A 15,556-nucleotide genomic window follows, 5' to 3' on the forward strand; every position below is an offset into this window, starting at 1 on the left:
TTGACGGAGCGATATTTGGCGAATTTGATGGTAAAAACATCAAAGCAGTTGGTGGGCTAAAAGGCACGTTTGATGGTCTAGTGAGCGATGAGAACGCAAATTTATACCTAAGCGACTAGAAAGACGCGAAAAAAGGAGTCATCTACAAAATATCAAAAGATAAAAATGAAATCCTACAACTACACGGTTTGCAAGGTCCAGCAGATATGTTCTATGATGGAAAATATCTATTTGTACCAGAAATGGTCGGCGAAAAACTGCTTAAAATAAAACTATAATTATATATTCAAATATTTAGATAGATATAATCAATTATCTATCTAAATTTATACTAAACACCGCTTTCTACTCACTTAAATTTATCTTAATATGAGACTTAAATATAAAGTTTTTTATTATATAGTCAATAGGATTAATATATTTTACAAAAGAAAAAAATATGAATAAATTTATTTTAGGAGTTATATTTTTAGTTTCTGCCCTATTTTCAGCAGATAGTTTTACTTTTAAAAAAGCGAATAATACAAAAGAAGTTATGAGTAATTTACAAAAGTCTCACTCAAAACAAGGTTTAAAAGCTAAACAATACTCAAAAGTTCGTGCTTATAAAGTATTTTATGTTAGTAATTTCGTGTTTGATTCAAATACTGATGAACTTACAGGCATATATAATGGTGGGCAATTGTTATTTTATCTGGCTTATAACAAAGTCCAAGGCGATCCGACAATTTTTTTGTCTAAAAACATATTGCAAAATTATGGTTGTGATTATATTGCTCAGCAAGTAGCTGATTGCAATTTTGACTTATATCATACTAGAGTTGGTAGAAATACTCAAAATATTGTTCATCAGACGGCGGCGAAAATGCTACAAAAGAAACATCAGGATGCATAACGATATCTTCACCTTTTATTCAAAACTTTTTTGACGAAACAAAAACTGAATATAAAACTCTTTCTAAATATAATCGTATGACTAGATTTTTTTAGGGTTATGAGGTAAATATGTTTGCAGATATGAATAAAACGGATATCAGTGATAAACCTATATAGCAACCAGACTTATCCATAGATTCAAATTTGATAAACAAAATATTATCAGATATATCAGGGACTACGAATTATTTTGAAGCAGATGAATTAAGATTGTATGTAGATGATAATATGAACGTCATAATTGTTGATGTCAGAGCATATTAATAAATATTATAGGGTAAGTAAATTTACCATATACACATAGATAAATGACTTAAGATGAATATCGGATCACTATAGACAAATGTATTTTATATAGATGTAAACCAAACATTTTCAAAAAAACTAAATTTAAGAATAGATGACATAAATAAAGAAAATATAAGTGATAAATCTACGAATAAACTTACCGATAGATTTGGGCGAGAAGTAGAAACTATAGATTACTATGATTTTTATTACAGCGATATAAATATACTTCAAAAATATGGAACCAAAACATATGCAAAAGAAGAAGTATTAGAACTTTTTATGGTAACTCAAACATATGGTATTTTAAATGGAGATATATTATGTAAATTATCCGTCATCTGAAGCTGGATATTTTATGACCTCAGATCATTATAAATACAATGAAATTCCGCGAGACTACTACCCAAACTCCTACGCTAACTCAAATTTGATAAATACTAAATTTGGTAAAGCAGAACTATTCTTAGATCTAGCAGGAGATAATGATAAACTTAGAGTAGGAAGCTTTAGCTCAAACTCACAGCTATTTAGATTTGATAGTGGAAGAGAGTTTGTAGTAGATAAACTATATAAAGATACAAGCAAAGTATTTGAAGCAAGGATAGAACTAAACTTAAATATAAATAGACTAAACGAAGAAGAATTAAATACTAAATTAGACTTTAGCGTAAGTGCGGCTAAAATAAGAAATAGTTCAGGAGAGATAGAACTTATATCTTTAAAAGATCTTGGCGTTGAGATGATAAAGAAACTATCTAATGGAGGATATAAGTTATTTACTGATATACAAAACAATAAAAGCATAACAGTAAGCGATATCTATACTAAATATATATTTGGTAATTCAAATTTAGATAATTCTGATAAATCAAGTAATTTAAATTTAAATAACTCAAATTCAAACAAAACCATAAACGAGTAAAGATAAATTCTATCCAAAATCTCTTAGAGTTTGGGCGTGAGCTGTAAATTTGCTTATATTTAAATAAATTTTAAGCAAATATCCAGCTTATTTGAGTTTAAATATAAGCCTTGCATCAAAAGATTGTCAAAAAGTTACATTATCGATAAAAAAAATATTTTTTTATCGCCGTAAAAGTATTTAAAAGAAAAAATTTGTTAAACTAACCATATTTAAATAGAAGGTTTTATAAATGATAGAAAAGTTTTCTAAAATCGGCTTTGTTCTTGCGATGGCAGGAAGCGCCGTAGGACTTGGAAATGCTTGGAAATTCCCTACTATGGTTGGCAATAACGGCGGTTCGGCATTTATCTTGCTTTATGTTTTGCTAACTCTTGGTATAGCGGTAGTTGTTTTTTTAGCAGAACTTGCTATAGGAAAACTCGGTGAAACAGATATAGTAGGCTCTCTTTACAAACTAGCACCAAAGCATAAAAAACAGTGGAGTTTAGCTGGATTTTTTATGATAACCGCTGTGCTCATAGCTTCATTTTATATGATAGTTATAGGATGGATTTTAAAATATATATTTATGAGTTTTAGCACTCTTCCAGCTGATACGGCTGCGGCTGGCGCGGCGTTTGGTAATTTAATAACAAATGACTTTATAAGCGTATTTATATGTTTTACGCTAGTGTTTTTACTAGTTTTTTATGTAGTATCAAAAGGTATAAAAAGCGGTATAGAAAGACTAAATATTTGGATGATGCCATCTTTGTTCGGACTACTTGTACTTCTACTTTTATACTCTATATTTCAAAGCGGAGGATTTGTAAGCGCAGTTCAGTTCTTGTTTATTCCAGATTTCAGCAAACTTTTAAATCCTAGTATCATACTTCAAGCCTTAGGACTTGCTTTTTTCTCTATGTCTATGGGCGTAGGTACTGTTGCTACATATGCTGCTAGCCTTCCGGATGGAACGAATTTGATCAAATCAACTTTCTCCATAGTATCTATAAATATTTTAATCGGTATAATGATGGGACTTGTTGTATTCTCGTTCATACCTATACAAGATGGTCAGCCAGCCAGCGAAGGAGCCGGGCTTATTTTTGTTTCGCTAACATCTTTATTTGCACAAATGGGAGTTGTGGGAAATGTCTTAGCTATAGCATTTTTTATATCTTTACTTTTTGCCGGCGTAACCTCAGCTGTTTCTATGATTGAACCATTTACCCTTTATCTTATAAATAAATTTAATATATCTAGAAAAATGTCAATAACTTTTATAGGAGTATTAGTTTATATTCTTGGAATATGTTGTATATTATCATATTATGGAGCTACATCTGCTTCATTTTCTCTTCCGAAAGAGATTTTTGCTACTCAAAAACCAGTTCCGTTTTTTGACATGCTGGATTTTATGACTTCAAATGTGCTTATGCCGATTGGAGCATTAACATTTAGTATTTTTGTCGGTTGGATTTTAAAACGCGACGGGCTATATATCTTATTCTCAGGATTTATTAGTAAAACTTGGTTTGAAATTTGGTATTTTGCACTTCGTTATGTCGCACCGATCGCGATAATAGCTATCGGCGTTTATCAGCTAATTAATAAGCTTAATTAATATCTAATATTGTAAAAAGGAAAATAAATGGCAAAGAAATTTATAGATGTGATGGACACCACATTTCGTGATGGTTTTCAATCAGTCTTTGGCGCTAGAGTCTTGATGGATGACTTTTTACCCGCGGTTAGCGCGGCAAAAGAAGCCGGTATAAACCACTTTGAATTTGGCGGTGGGGCTAGATTTCAAAGTTTATATTTTTATCTAAATGAAGATGCGTTCTTAATGATGGATAAATTTAGACAAGCAGCAGGAAATGATGCAAATCTACAAACTCTATCAAGGGGCGTAAATACGGTAACTCTTGATACAGGAAGTCGTGAGTTAGTAGATCTGCACGCAAAATTATTTGCGAAACACAACACAAATACCATTAGAAATTTCGACGCGTTAAATGATGTAAAAAATCTTAAATATAGCGGTGAAAGAATAGTTCATCACGGTCTAAAACATGAAGTCGTAGTTACTATGATGGATTTACCGCCAAACTGCGAAGGAGCTCACGACGCTGCATTTTACGAGAAATGCTTGAGAGATATTTTAAACTCGGATATCAAATTTCATAGCGTTTGTTTTAAAGATGCTAGCGGTACAAGCAGTCCCGAAAAAGTATATCAAACTATAAAAATGGCTAGAAGACTACTTGGCGATTCTGTGCATTTGCGTCTTCACACTCATGAAACCGCAGGAGTTAGCGTAGCTTGTTATTTAGCTGCTCTTGAAGCCGGAGCAGATGGCATAGATCTTGCCGCGTCTCCAGTAAGCGGTGGAACAAGTCAGCCAGATATCCTTACTATGCTTCACGCTGTAAAAGGTAAAAACTATGATCTTGGCGGACTTGATGTAGAAAAAATCCTAAAATACGAAGATGTATTACACGGCTGTTTAAAAGACTACTTTATGCCACCTGAAGCTACTCAAGTAAGTCCTCTTATACCATTTTCTCCTATGCCAGGAGGAGCGCTTACGGCTAATACTCAAATGATGAGAGACAATAATATACTTGATAAATTCCCAGCAGTTATAAAAGCTATGAGAGAAGTAGTAGAAAAAGGTGGATACGGTACAAGCGTAACCCCTGTTAGCCAATTTTACTTCCAACAAGCATTTAATAACGTAATGTTTGGACCATGGAAAAAAATAGCAGAAGGCTATGGAAAAATGGTTCTTGGATATTTTGGTAAAACTCCGGTTACGCCGCATCAAGATATAGTAGAACTTGCCAGTAAACAATTAGGGCTTGAACCTACAAATGAAAGTGCTATAGATATCGCCGATAACGACGAGACAAAATCACTTTCTTACACAAAAGCTATTTTAGAAAAAGAAGGCATTGAGCAAACCGAAGAAAATATTTTTATAGCAGCTGCTTGTAAAGAAAAAGGCGTAGCGTATCTCAAAGGTGAAGGTAAAGTTATGGTTCGCAAAATAAGCAATATGTCTAAACAAGTATTAAATCAAGCGCCTAAAACAAAATCAGAAGCAAACAAATATAGCGTAGTAGTAAACGGAAGCAAATATAATGTTGAAGTTTCTGACGGATTTGATAATTTTCAAATAAAATCAGTAACTCCAGCAACTAGCAAACCAGCTCAAGCTACAGAGAAAAAAGATGAGCCAAAAACAGAACAAAGTAGCGAAATATCCAGTGGCAATGGATCAAGCGAGATAAGAGCTACAATGTCTGCTGGAGTATTTAAAATACTTGTAAAAGTTGGAGATACCGTAGGAAAAGGTCAAACAGTTGTAGTGTTAGAGGCTATGAAAATGGAAATACCGGTTGAATCACCAAGCGCTGGAGTAGTAAGCGAAATCCTTATAACCCAAGGTCAATCAGTAGATGATGGACAGATACTAATAAAATTATAACCCCAAAAAAAGCCGTTTGCACATAGCGTGCAGATGGCTACTTTTTAAATTTTGAAATTTATTATCCAAAATATACAAAATAAAAGAGATATTAAGCAAAAAATTACTAAAATTCATATAGACTTCAATTAATAAAGATTTACAAGAGGTATAACCATGATAAAGGATGTAGATAAGCTAGGACTTAAGGATATAAAAGAAATTTATCATAATTTAAGCTATGACAAACTCTTTGAACACGAAAAAGCAAATGGTGAAGGATATATTACAAATAGCGGAACTTTCGGCGTGGATACCGGTATATTCACGGGCAGAAGCCCAAAAGATAAATATTTCGTTAAACAAGACCCGAGTCAAAAATATATAGCTTGGGGTAAAGTAAATAAGCCTATCAGCAAAGAGATCTTCGACAAACTACTACACAAAGCACAAAAACAATTAAGCGGTAAAAATATATATATTCAAGATGCATATTGCGGCTCTAGCTTAGCTAGTAGAAAAAGTGTTAGATTTGTAACAGAAGTAGCATGGCAAGCGCATTTTGTAAAAAATATGTTTATCCGTCCAAATCAAAACGAATTAGCTGAGTTTAAACCAGACTTCGTGGTATATAATGCTTGCAAATGTGTTGATGATAATTATAAAGAAGATGGACTAAACTCAGAGGTATTTGTAGTATTTAATATAGAAGACAATATAGCCGTCATAGGTGGAACTTGGTACGGCGGAGAGATGAAAAAAGGTATTTTTTCTATGATGAACTACTGGCTTCCGCTAGAAAATAAACTATCTATGCACTGCTCAGCAAATGTCGGCAAAGACGGAGATACCGCACTATTTTTCGGACTTAGTGGCACTGGAAAAACAACTCTTTCAACAGATCCTAATAGAGCTTTAATAGGCGATGACGAACACGGTTGGGATGATGAAGGAGTATTTAACTTTGAGGGCGGCTGCTACGCAAAATGTATAAATTTAGATCCAAAAAGCGAACCTGAAATTTATGCAGCCATAAAAAAAGACGCACTTTTAGAAAATGTTTGTTGCGATGAATGCGGCTGCGTGGATTACGGTGATGCCAGCAAAACAGAAAACACAAGAGTAAGCTATCCTATAGAGCATATAGAAAATCACGAACCGAGCTTAAAAGCAGGTCATCCAAAAAACATTATATTTTTAACAGCAGACGCATTTGGAGTTCTGCCTCCTGTTTCAAAACTTACAAAAGAGCAAGCTATGTACTACTTTTTAAGTGGATACACCGCAAAAGTAGCAGGAACGGAACGCGGTATAACCGAGCCTCAAGCTACTTTTTCAGCATGTTTTGGAGAACCGTTTATGCCATTGCATCCAACAGTTTATGCAAGACTTCTTGGAGAAAAAATCGACAAACATCAAGTAAATGTATATTTAGTAAATACAGGCTGGAGCGGCGGTGCTTACGGTATCGGTAAGAGAATGAGCATAAAAGCTACTCGCGCTTGTATAAATGCTATACTTGATGGAAGCATAAAAAAATGCGAATTTGAAAACTTTGATAAATTTAATCTTTCTATTCCAAAAGAGCTAGAAGGAGTAGAAACAAAACTTTTAAATCCTATAAATACTTGGAATGATAAAAACCAATACTTAGCAGCTAGAGATAAGCTAGCAAATATGTTTGTGGAAAATTTCAACAGATACGAGGATGTAGAAGAAGGCGTGCAATTCGCAAAAGCCGGTCCGACAAATTAAACTTATATAAATTTCCGTAACTATTTTAAAATTCGGTTGCGGAAATTTATCTATTAAATTTAAAAATTAAATTACCTTTTAAAATAAATAATGTTAAAATAATCTCTTTTTTGATGAATAATAATAAATTTAATATAGAAGCAAGATTAGTATATTAGCAGCGATGACTGCTTTTAAAAAATTAACTATCAAAAAATATAAAACTTTTGCTAATGACAATTTTTGTATAAAAAAGATATTTACCGATAACAATATTTGTTTTAAATTTAAAACAAAAAAAAGGAAACATATGCAAAAAATGTGGGAAGGTCGATTTAGTGAGAGTAGCAGCGAACTTTTAGAAGCTTTTAACGCCTCAATAGAATTTGATAAAGAGTTGTATAAACAAGATATAGAGGGCTCAATAGCTCACGCCAAAATGTTGGGAAAATGCGGAATTTTAACCACAGAACAATCGCAAAAAATTATAAACGGACTGCAACAAGTAAAAAGCGAAATAGACAACTCTGAGTTTGAATTTAAAATAGAAAATGAAGATATACATATGGCAGTTGAAAAGCGACTATCCGAGATTATAGGCAAAGAGCTTGGCGGTAAGCTTCACACAGCAAGAAGTAGAAACGATCAAGTAGCTCTTGATTTTAAACTTTTTGTGCAACAACAAAGCGTTATAATTTCAAATTTAATATTAGAATTAATGGTGGTTTTAAAAGATATCGCTGCTGAGCATAAAAATACGTTAATGCCTGGTTTTACACATCTTCAACACGCACAACCAATTAGCCTTGCATATCATTTATTAGCGTATGCTTTTATGTTTAAAAGAGATTATGAAAGGTTGATTTGCTGCTACCAAAGAAACGACTTAAGTCCACTTGGATCATGCGCACTTGCCGGAACTCCTCATCCAATAAATCGAAAAATGGTAGCTGAAGAACTCGGATTTAAAGATATCACACAAAACGGTATGGATAGTGTTAGCGATAGAGATTTTGCGCTTGAACTTCTTTTTAATATAAGCCTTATATTTACTCATACATCAAGACTTTGTGAAGAGCTTATACTATGGAGTAGCAGTGAGTTTAGATACATTACTATAAGTGATAAATTTAGTACCGGCTCAAGCATAATGCCGCAAAAGAAAAATCCGGATGTTGCCGAGCTTATAAGAGGAAAAACAGGTAGAGTATACGGCAACCTCATTTCACTTTTAACAGTTATGAAAGCTCTTCCGCTTGCTTATAATAAAGATATGCAAGAAGACAAAGAATGCGTATTTGATAGTGTTAAAACTGCGATCAACTCTCTTATTATACTTAAAGAGATGTTAAAAACGACTACTTTCAATAAAGATTTTATGTTAAAAGCTTGTAAAAACGGTCACCTTAGCGCTACTGATTTGGCGGATTATTTAGTAAGGAATTTAGATATACCATTTAGAGAAGCTCATTTTATCACCGGGAAATGCGTGGCATTAGCTGAAAAACTTGGTAAAGATATAAGCGAGCTCAGCTTAGATGAGCTAAAAAGTATCCACCAAGATATCAAAAGTGACGCTTTAGAAGTGTTAAAATTAGAAAACTCAAAAGAAGCTAGACAATCTGAGGGCGGCACCGGCAATAAAAGTGTCGATACGCAATTAAACGAACTAAATTCGTTTTTAAATTTAAAAAGATAGTACATAAATCGCACTCGTATATGTTTGGAGTGCGAAATCACTTTTTAAAAATTTATAAAAAATTATATAACTACATATTATTATTAATGGTATTGATTATCGATAAAGCTATATTAAGCTGATTTAGATATAATTTATAAATAATTTGCTAATTTAAAGAGGTAAAAATGGATTTATCTAAATTAGAAATAAATCAAAAAGCTATACTCACTGGGATAAACGGACTGAAAAATACAAAAAGAAGATTTAGGTCATTTGGACTCGATATCGGATCTAAGATACAAATCAAACAAAAAAGCATAACAAATTCAAACATAGAGATACTAAGCGAACACGGTTTAATAGCTTTGAGAGAGAATGAGGCAAAAATGCTAAGCTGTGAACTGTTGGCTGAAAAATGAGCCAACAGTTTATCATAGCTCTTGTAGGACAACCCAATGTAGGCAAAAGTCAGTTTTTAAGCGCGATTAGCAAATCAAATCCAAAAATCGGAAATTTCGCAGGCGTAACAGTAGAAAAATACGAAGCAACTCTTATAAAAGACGGTATAACTTTACATTTTATAGATCTTCCTGGTCTTTATAGTATGGACGATTTTTCAAAAGACGAGAGCGTAGCAAAAGATTTTTTGATGAAAAGCAAATACGATATGATACTAAATGTCGTAGATTCTACAAATTTAGAAAGAAATCTCTTTTTAACGGCAGAACTTATGACTCTTGGTAAAAAAATGGCGATAGCTCTCAATATGGATGATGAAGCCAAAAGCGAAGGTATAGATATAAATAGTGAACATTTGAGCTCTATTTTAGGTATACCGACCATTAAGGTATCATCGGTAAAAAAGACAAATCTCAAAACTTTACTTGATATAATTATTCAAACTTTAAACACGCCGTATAAGAAAAATAGACTTAAATTTAGTGATTCTATAGAAGAAGAACTGATATATCTAACCAAAATAATAGACGAAACAGGATTTCAACAAGAAGGCATCTCCTCAAGACAAGCGGCTATACTATTTTTACTAGAAGATAAGAAATTCTACGCACTGTCTCATGAAGATCCAAAAATGCTGTTTTTGATACCCGAGATCAAAAAAGTATTTGATAATATCAAACAAAAAACGCAAAACAACTCCATAGAGGACGTGCTTATCGACGAATACCACTCGTTTGCAAAAGGCGCGGCATTGGAAACTCAAAATATAAAAGCCGGCAAAAGCACGGATATCACAAAAAAGATAGACAGCATACTTATACACAGATTTTTCGGACTACCTATATTTTTATTTTTTATGTGGCTACTGTTTCAAGCCACGTTTACTCTTGGCGAAGTTCCGATGCAATACATAGAGATGACGTTTGCTTGGTTTAGCAATAGCGTATCTGCAAATTTAAATGATGATATGCTAAAATCCATAATAGTAGACGGTATCATAGCCGGAGTCGGCACAGTGATACTGTTTTTACCAAACATAATAATTTTATTTTTAGGTATAGCACTTTTAGAAACAACCGGATATATGGCAAGAGTTGCGTTTTTACTAGATGGATTTTTTCACAAATTCGGACTTCACGGCAAAAGTTTCATACCGCTAGTTACCGGATTTGGCTGTTCCATCCCTGCATATATGGCAGCGCGCACTCTTAAAAGTCAAAAAGATAGACTTCTTACTATGTTTATCATAGGATTTATGAGCTGTGGGGCTAGACTTCCTGTGTATGTACTATTTGCTGGAGCATTTTTTAAACCGGATAATGCGGGAAACGTGCTGTTTTTCATATATATTAGGTGCTCTTTTAGGACTGATAGCAGCTAAAGTTTTACGCATTTTCGTTTTCAAAGGCAATGATGAACCATTTGTTATGGAAATGCCGAAATACAGACTTCCGAGCATAAAGCTCATTTGGCTAACTATATACTCAAAATCCATGATGTATTTAAAAAAGGCAGGTACTTTTATACTAGCAGCTTCTATTTTGGTCTGGTTTATCAGCACTTTTCCGCAAAATCCACATATAGAAGAAAAATACCAACAACAAATTCAAACAGCGTCAAGCGACGAGCTAAAATTAGAGCTTACTAATCAAAAAGATCAAGAGCTTATGGAAAATACGTATCTAGGAATGTTTGGTAAAACTATAGAGCCTATATTTGCACCACTTGGATTTAACTGGAAAATGTCTGTTGCCACAGTAAGCGGGCTTGCGGCAAAAGAAGTTATAGTTTCTACTTTAGGAGTTTTATACTCTTTAGGCGGGGAGGTTAGCGAAAGTAACATTACTTTGCAGCAAACTTTAGCTAAAAATATATCGTTTGCCTCGGCTATGGCATTTATCGTATTTGTTATGGTATATCTGCCCTGTCTCGCAGCAACTGCCGTATTTTCAAAAGAAGCAGAAAGTAAAAAATATACGTTTTATCTAGTTATATTTACTTTTAGTGCTGCTTGGATACTCGCGTTTATTACATATAAAGTTATCACTTTTTTAAATATAGCGTGATTTAATCATGACCCGTAAAATAATTTATTATTTATAGTTAAAATAAACAATCAAAAGGACAATCAATGAAAACACTACTCATAAACGCTCATCCTAAATTTGATGAGAAAGATACGTTTTCTTACTCTTTGCAGAGTAAATTTAAAAATAAATTTGAGAATGAATTTGATACAAACTCATTATGTAGCATAAATTTATACAATAGCGCAATACCAAAACTTGATAGAGATATGTTAAATTTATTTCAAAATCAACAAAATGACGAACTTCAAACACAGATGAATAGCATAATGGAGCAATTTTTATCCTCAAAACGAATAGTAATAGTTATGCCTTTGCATAATTTTAATATCCCAGCACGTTTAAAGGACTATATGGACAACATTCTTATCGCTAAAAAGACGTTTGCCTACACAAGCGGCGGTTCGATAGGACTGATGAACGATGATAGAAAAGTTCTTGTTTTATGTTCTAGCGGATCAGTTTATACAGATGGAGGAAGATATGCAAATCTTGATTTTGCATGCCAATACCTAAAGGCGATGTTTTGCGAGATCATGGGTTTTAACAATTTTTATATAGTTAGGGCCGAAGGTACGTCAATGAGTAAATTTAGCAAAGACGGTATTTTAAGCAAAGCTTATTTGGATTTAGATAAGACTTTTGCCGAATTCTATAAACTAAGTTAAATTTAAAAATAGTAAATTTTACAGATATATCTATAGAAAACATGAAGTAATTCTCATAAAATATAGATACAGATCAAAAATAAAACATATATTTTATCTGCTTATTTTTAAATTTACTATTGCATAAATTTGGACTTTTATTGTGTGTGGAATTTTATATTTTTTAATATGGATAAATTTATCTTTATATAAATTTAATTATAATTATATATGAAAAAAAGATAAAATAAGAAGTAAATTATATTAAAATAAACAATAAAATAGGCAAAACAATTATGAATAAAAATAACCGCCATATCTCATATTCAATAAAAAGCTATCTTTAGTGAATTTAGAAAAAATAGCCTTTTTGTATATTGAAGTAAATATAAATGGTCAAAAAATAGAAAATTTAGGAATTGTAATTGATGAATTAAAAGTTAAAGTTTTAATAGTTATATCCAAAAAATACCGATAATCGACACATTGCTGTTATCAATGCTTCTATTTTCAAATAAAAAACTCATAAATTAGATAAGCCTTATAAGACAGAGCTAAATATAGAAAATCAGCCGTTCATTGATGTGGAACATGCGCAAGAGCTTCTAAAAATTTTGAATGATAAATTTGAGTCATTGCCTAAGTCATTAAAAGATATTTATATATCTATCATCTGATAATAAATATTTTAATGCTTTCTTTAAATATAAAAATTTGCAAAAAAATCAAATAGATATTTTTGAAACTATCAAAAATAAAATTACGTGCTCAAATGAACGACTTGAATTCTTTATAGAAAATTATAGACTTGAACTAGCTTTTGCTATAGCTTTTATATTTTCAGACAAAACAGCTTCTATATCATCTGTAATATTAAAAAGATTTCAAAGAGATTATTGAATACAATGAAATAAATGATCAAGATAATATATTGAAACAATATAATTTATTAACAAACTACAGAAGTAAAAACAATACAGTTAGTTTTGCAAATAAATTTAGTGAATATCTACCAAATCGATTAAAAAAAGATAAGCTGATATCTTATGGTATCGTCTATCTTTGATAATTTGATATATTCATTTGCATCCGTTTTATCTCTCCTTCTTTTTTGCTTCAGTTGATCGTCTCTATCTCGCGCAGATATAGATACAAATCCCGCGCCATAATAGCCCGATTATCTTTGGCTAGTTGCCCTCCTGTCAAAATCCGTATCAAGTAGATCAAAAATCTCCGCATTAAAATCAATTTGTAGAAATAAAAAACTGTTAATTTATTTGCTCATAGATTTTTCATAGATGATTTGAGCAGTATATCCGCTGTTCTATACTCTGCCTTGCTTTTCGCATTATCACATAAGTAGCCGTGCAAAACTATCGCATCGAGATATTTTGGCTTAAAGGTGGATGCAATAACCAAAAATATACGCGGTATATCAGCACCGTTTTTATATCCTTTTGGTATATTAATACCACTAACTTGCTGAGAACAGCATACTAAAAAGCTTTGCTTCATTTTAATGATAAAAAATAAAGCACTAAAATATTATGACATATATACGTCATAATATTTACATTAAAAATCAGACGATATTGAGTTACAAAGTATATCAAATTTGGTAACAATTCATTTCATTAAGTTAATGCTTAAGATGATATTCTTTCACTTCTAAATTTCCCATCATTCCTAAATCCTCGTGCTCTAGTATATGGCAATGAAACATTCTAGTTCCAACAAAATCCTGTTTCATTCTAAGTCTTATCTCTTCATTTGGTCTGACATTGATTGTATCTCTTAATGCTCTAAACTCCGGTTTTGATACAACGTTATTTAGTTTTGAGCTAATAACTTCAAATTGAGTTCCATGTATGTGAAATGGATGGTCCATATGCGAGTTGTTATTTACTACCCACTCTTCCACTACTCCAACTTCAGAAATTAAATCAGTCCTATTTAAATCATAAGTCTTTGAATTCATCAAAAACATTGATGCAAGGGCTGCTTTAATCTCATTGTCATCTTTAGAATTCATTATTTGCATCATTTTTGAGTGATTTTCACTCATAATTATTTCTTTAAAGCTTTTAGGCTCTTCTAATCTTGGTAATTCTCTTAATTTATCTGGAATACTAATATCTTTATTCTCTAGGATGATATCAGCTAAAAATAATGTTTTTGGCTCTTCTTGTACCATCATTTTATCTCTATTATAATATAAGCTTTCAAGCTTAAACTCACCGCTTTTACTACTTTGTATTAATACTTCAACTCTTGAAGCAGGAGTTAAAAATATCTCATCTTTATAAATCGGTTTTTGAATCAGCCCACCGTCGGTTCCTACTAGTATAAAATTTGCTCCGTGTATTTTTAATCTCAAATATCTTGCAGAAGTAGCATTATATATTCTTATACGTTCATTTGTGACTAAGCGTATTTTAGGTTTATACTGCCCATTTATTAAAATAAATTCTCCCTCTCTTCCATTTAGCCAATCGGTTAAATTGTTATTTGGAATTTGAGCATTCTCATCAAGTCTTAAATCGCTTATCATCAAATCTTTTTCTACTAAATCGCTTAAGACATCTTGCTTAGACTTAACGACAAAAGCTCCAGCTAAACCCATAAAAACCTGTTTTGAAGCAATATGGTGAGGATGTGGATGATACCAGTATGTTCCAGCGCTACCCATAGGCAAGTTAAAGCGATATACTCTTTCTTCGCCAGCTAAAATATGATCATGCGGATTACCGTCTTGCTCTGGAGCTACCAGTAGTCCGTGCCAATGAATGGTTGTAGGCTCACTTAACCTATTTTTAACTAAAATTTCTACGTTATCGCCTTCAAAAACCTCAATTTTTGGTGCTGGTATTGTACCGTTATATGTATATACTTTAGTCTTTTTACCTTTAACTATCTCTAGTTGGCTTTGAGTAATTTGTAAAGTTGCTTTAAACGTATTTTTTGTTTTGCTTTCATTTTTAAGCAAAGGCAAGGCTTTTAGATTTTGATTTTGCGGAAAATATTTTTCATCAAGAAGCTTTAAATTGTTTGAAGAAAAGTTAATAAAAGATGTATCAATATTTAATATACTATCATTGACGTTCATCATTTCATGGTGCATACCAAAATGATTAATGTGATTTGCATATGCATTACAAAAACTAACTAATCCTAAGGCATTTAGCTTTAAAAATGTTCTTCTATTCATTATAACTCCTATTATTAAGTTTTGCATCGTTTGGTATTTTAACTAACAAATTTTTATAAAACTAAAACAAAAAATAATCTTTATCGACTTCCAAAGCTTTTGATTTTATAGGAGATTATATTACTCTGAAATTT

The 15,556-nt window shown here is 32.1% G+C and carries 12 protein-coding genes and 1 pseudogene; 11 read left to right on the forward strand and 2 right to left on the reverse strand.

The features are described 5' to 3' along the window. Positions 1–439: 439 nt before the first annotated feature. The 11 genes and pseudogenes from DQN38_RS06320 (at position 440) to DQN38_RS09155 (ending at position 13,280) form a co-directional block, all read left to right on the forward strand. A complete protein-coding gene (locus tag DQN38_RS06320) occupies positions 440–895 on the forward strand; it encodes a hypothetical protein (protein WP_038453891.1) in 456 nt (151 codons plus the stop codon). A gap of 639 nt (positions 896–1,534) precedes the next feature. Next, positions 1,535–2,149, forward strand: a complete 615-nt coding sequence (locus DQN38_RS06325; protein ID WP_111738219.1) for a hypothetical protein — start codon at positions 1,535–1,537, stop codon at positions 2,147–2,149. A 232-nt stretch (positions 2,150–2,381) separates the two neighbouring features. Then, a complete protein-coding gene (locus tag DQN38_RS06330; protein WP_111738220.1) occupies positions 2,382–3,758 on the forward strand; it encodes a sodium-dependent transporter in 1,377 nt (458 codons plus the stop codon). A gap of 27 nt (positions 3,759–3,785) precedes the next feature. Beyond that, positions 3,786–5,627 (forward strand): biotin/lipoyl-containing protein, encoded by a 1,842-nt coding sequence (locus DQN38_RS06335; RefSeq protein WP_011732153.1) that lies wholly within the window; start codon positions 3,786–3,788, stop codon positions 5,625–5,627. Positions 5,628–5,786: 159 nt separating this feature from the next. After that, positions 5,787–7,361, forward strand: a complete 1,575-nt coding sequence (gene pckA, locus DQN38_RS06340) for a phosphoenolpyruvate carboxykinase (ATP) (RefSeq protein WP_024305386.1) — start codon at positions 5,787–5,789, stop codon at positions 7,359–7,361. A gap of 289 nt (positions 7,362–7,650) precedes the next feature. Then, the gene (gene argH / locus DQN38_RS06345; RefSeq protein ID WP_002850086.1) at positions 7,651–9,039 is read left to right on the forward strand and encodes an argininosuccinate lyase; all 1,389 of its coding nucleotides are present in this window, start codon (positions 7,651–7,653) and stop codon (positions 9,037–9,039) included. A gap of 167 nt (positions 9,040–9,206) precedes the next feature. Then, entirely contained in the window at positions 9,207–9,440 is a 234-nt protein-coding gene (locus DQN38_RS06350; RefSeq protein WP_002850087.1) for a FeoA family protein, read from the forward strand. Further along, a pseudogene (feoB, locus tag DQN38_RS06355) lies at positions 9,437–11,546 on the forward strand (ferrous iron transport protein B). Before DQN38_RS06350 ends, feoB begins: the two are co-directional and overlap by 4 nt. A 65-nt stretch (positions 11,547–11,611) precedes the next feature. Continuing rightward, positions 11,612–12,235: an FMN-dependent NADH-azoreductase gene (locus tag DQN38_RS06360; protein WP_065844085.1), complete on the forward strand. Its 624-nt coding sequence runs from the start codon at positions 11,612–11,614 to the stop codon at positions 12,233–12,235. Between the two features lie 693 nt (positions 12,236–12,928). After that, complete coding sequence (locus DQN38_RS06365) at positions 12,929–13,114, forward strand: hypothetical protein (protein WP_038453909.1); 186 nt, start codon at positions 12,929–12,931, stop codon at positions 13,112–13,114. A gap of 31 nt (positions 13,115–13,145) precedes the next feature. Beyond that, entirely contained in the window at positions 13,146–13,280 is a 135-nt protein-coding gene (locus DQN38_RS09155; RefSeq protein ID WP_259459121.1) for a hypothetical protein, read from the forward strand. Positions 13,281–13,495: 215 nt separating this feature from the next. Here DQN38_RS09155 and DQN38_RS06370 read toward each other — a convergent pair whose 3' ends face one another. Continuing rightward, on the reverse strand, positions 13,496–13,729 hold the full coding sequence (locus DQN38_RS06370; RefSeq protein ID WP_065844211.1) for a DUF1353 domain-containing protein: 234 nt from the start codon (positions 13,727–13,729) through the stop codon (positions 13,496–13,498). A 124-nt stretch (positions 13,730–13,853) separates the two neighbouring features. After that, on the reverse strand, positions 13,854–15,422 hold the full coding sequence (locus DQN38_RS06375) for a multicopper oxidase family protein (protein ID WP_065844210.1): 1,569 nt from the start codon (positions 15,420–15,422) through the stop codon (positions 13,854–13,856). Positions 15,423–15,556 lie beyond the last annotated feature (134 nt).

The organism is Campylobacter fetus subsp. fetus (genome assembly GCF_900475935.1).
GTDB classification, from domain to species: domain Bacteria; phylum Campylobacterota; class Campylobacteria; order Campylobacterales; family Campylobacteraceae; genus Campylobacter; species Campylobacter fetus.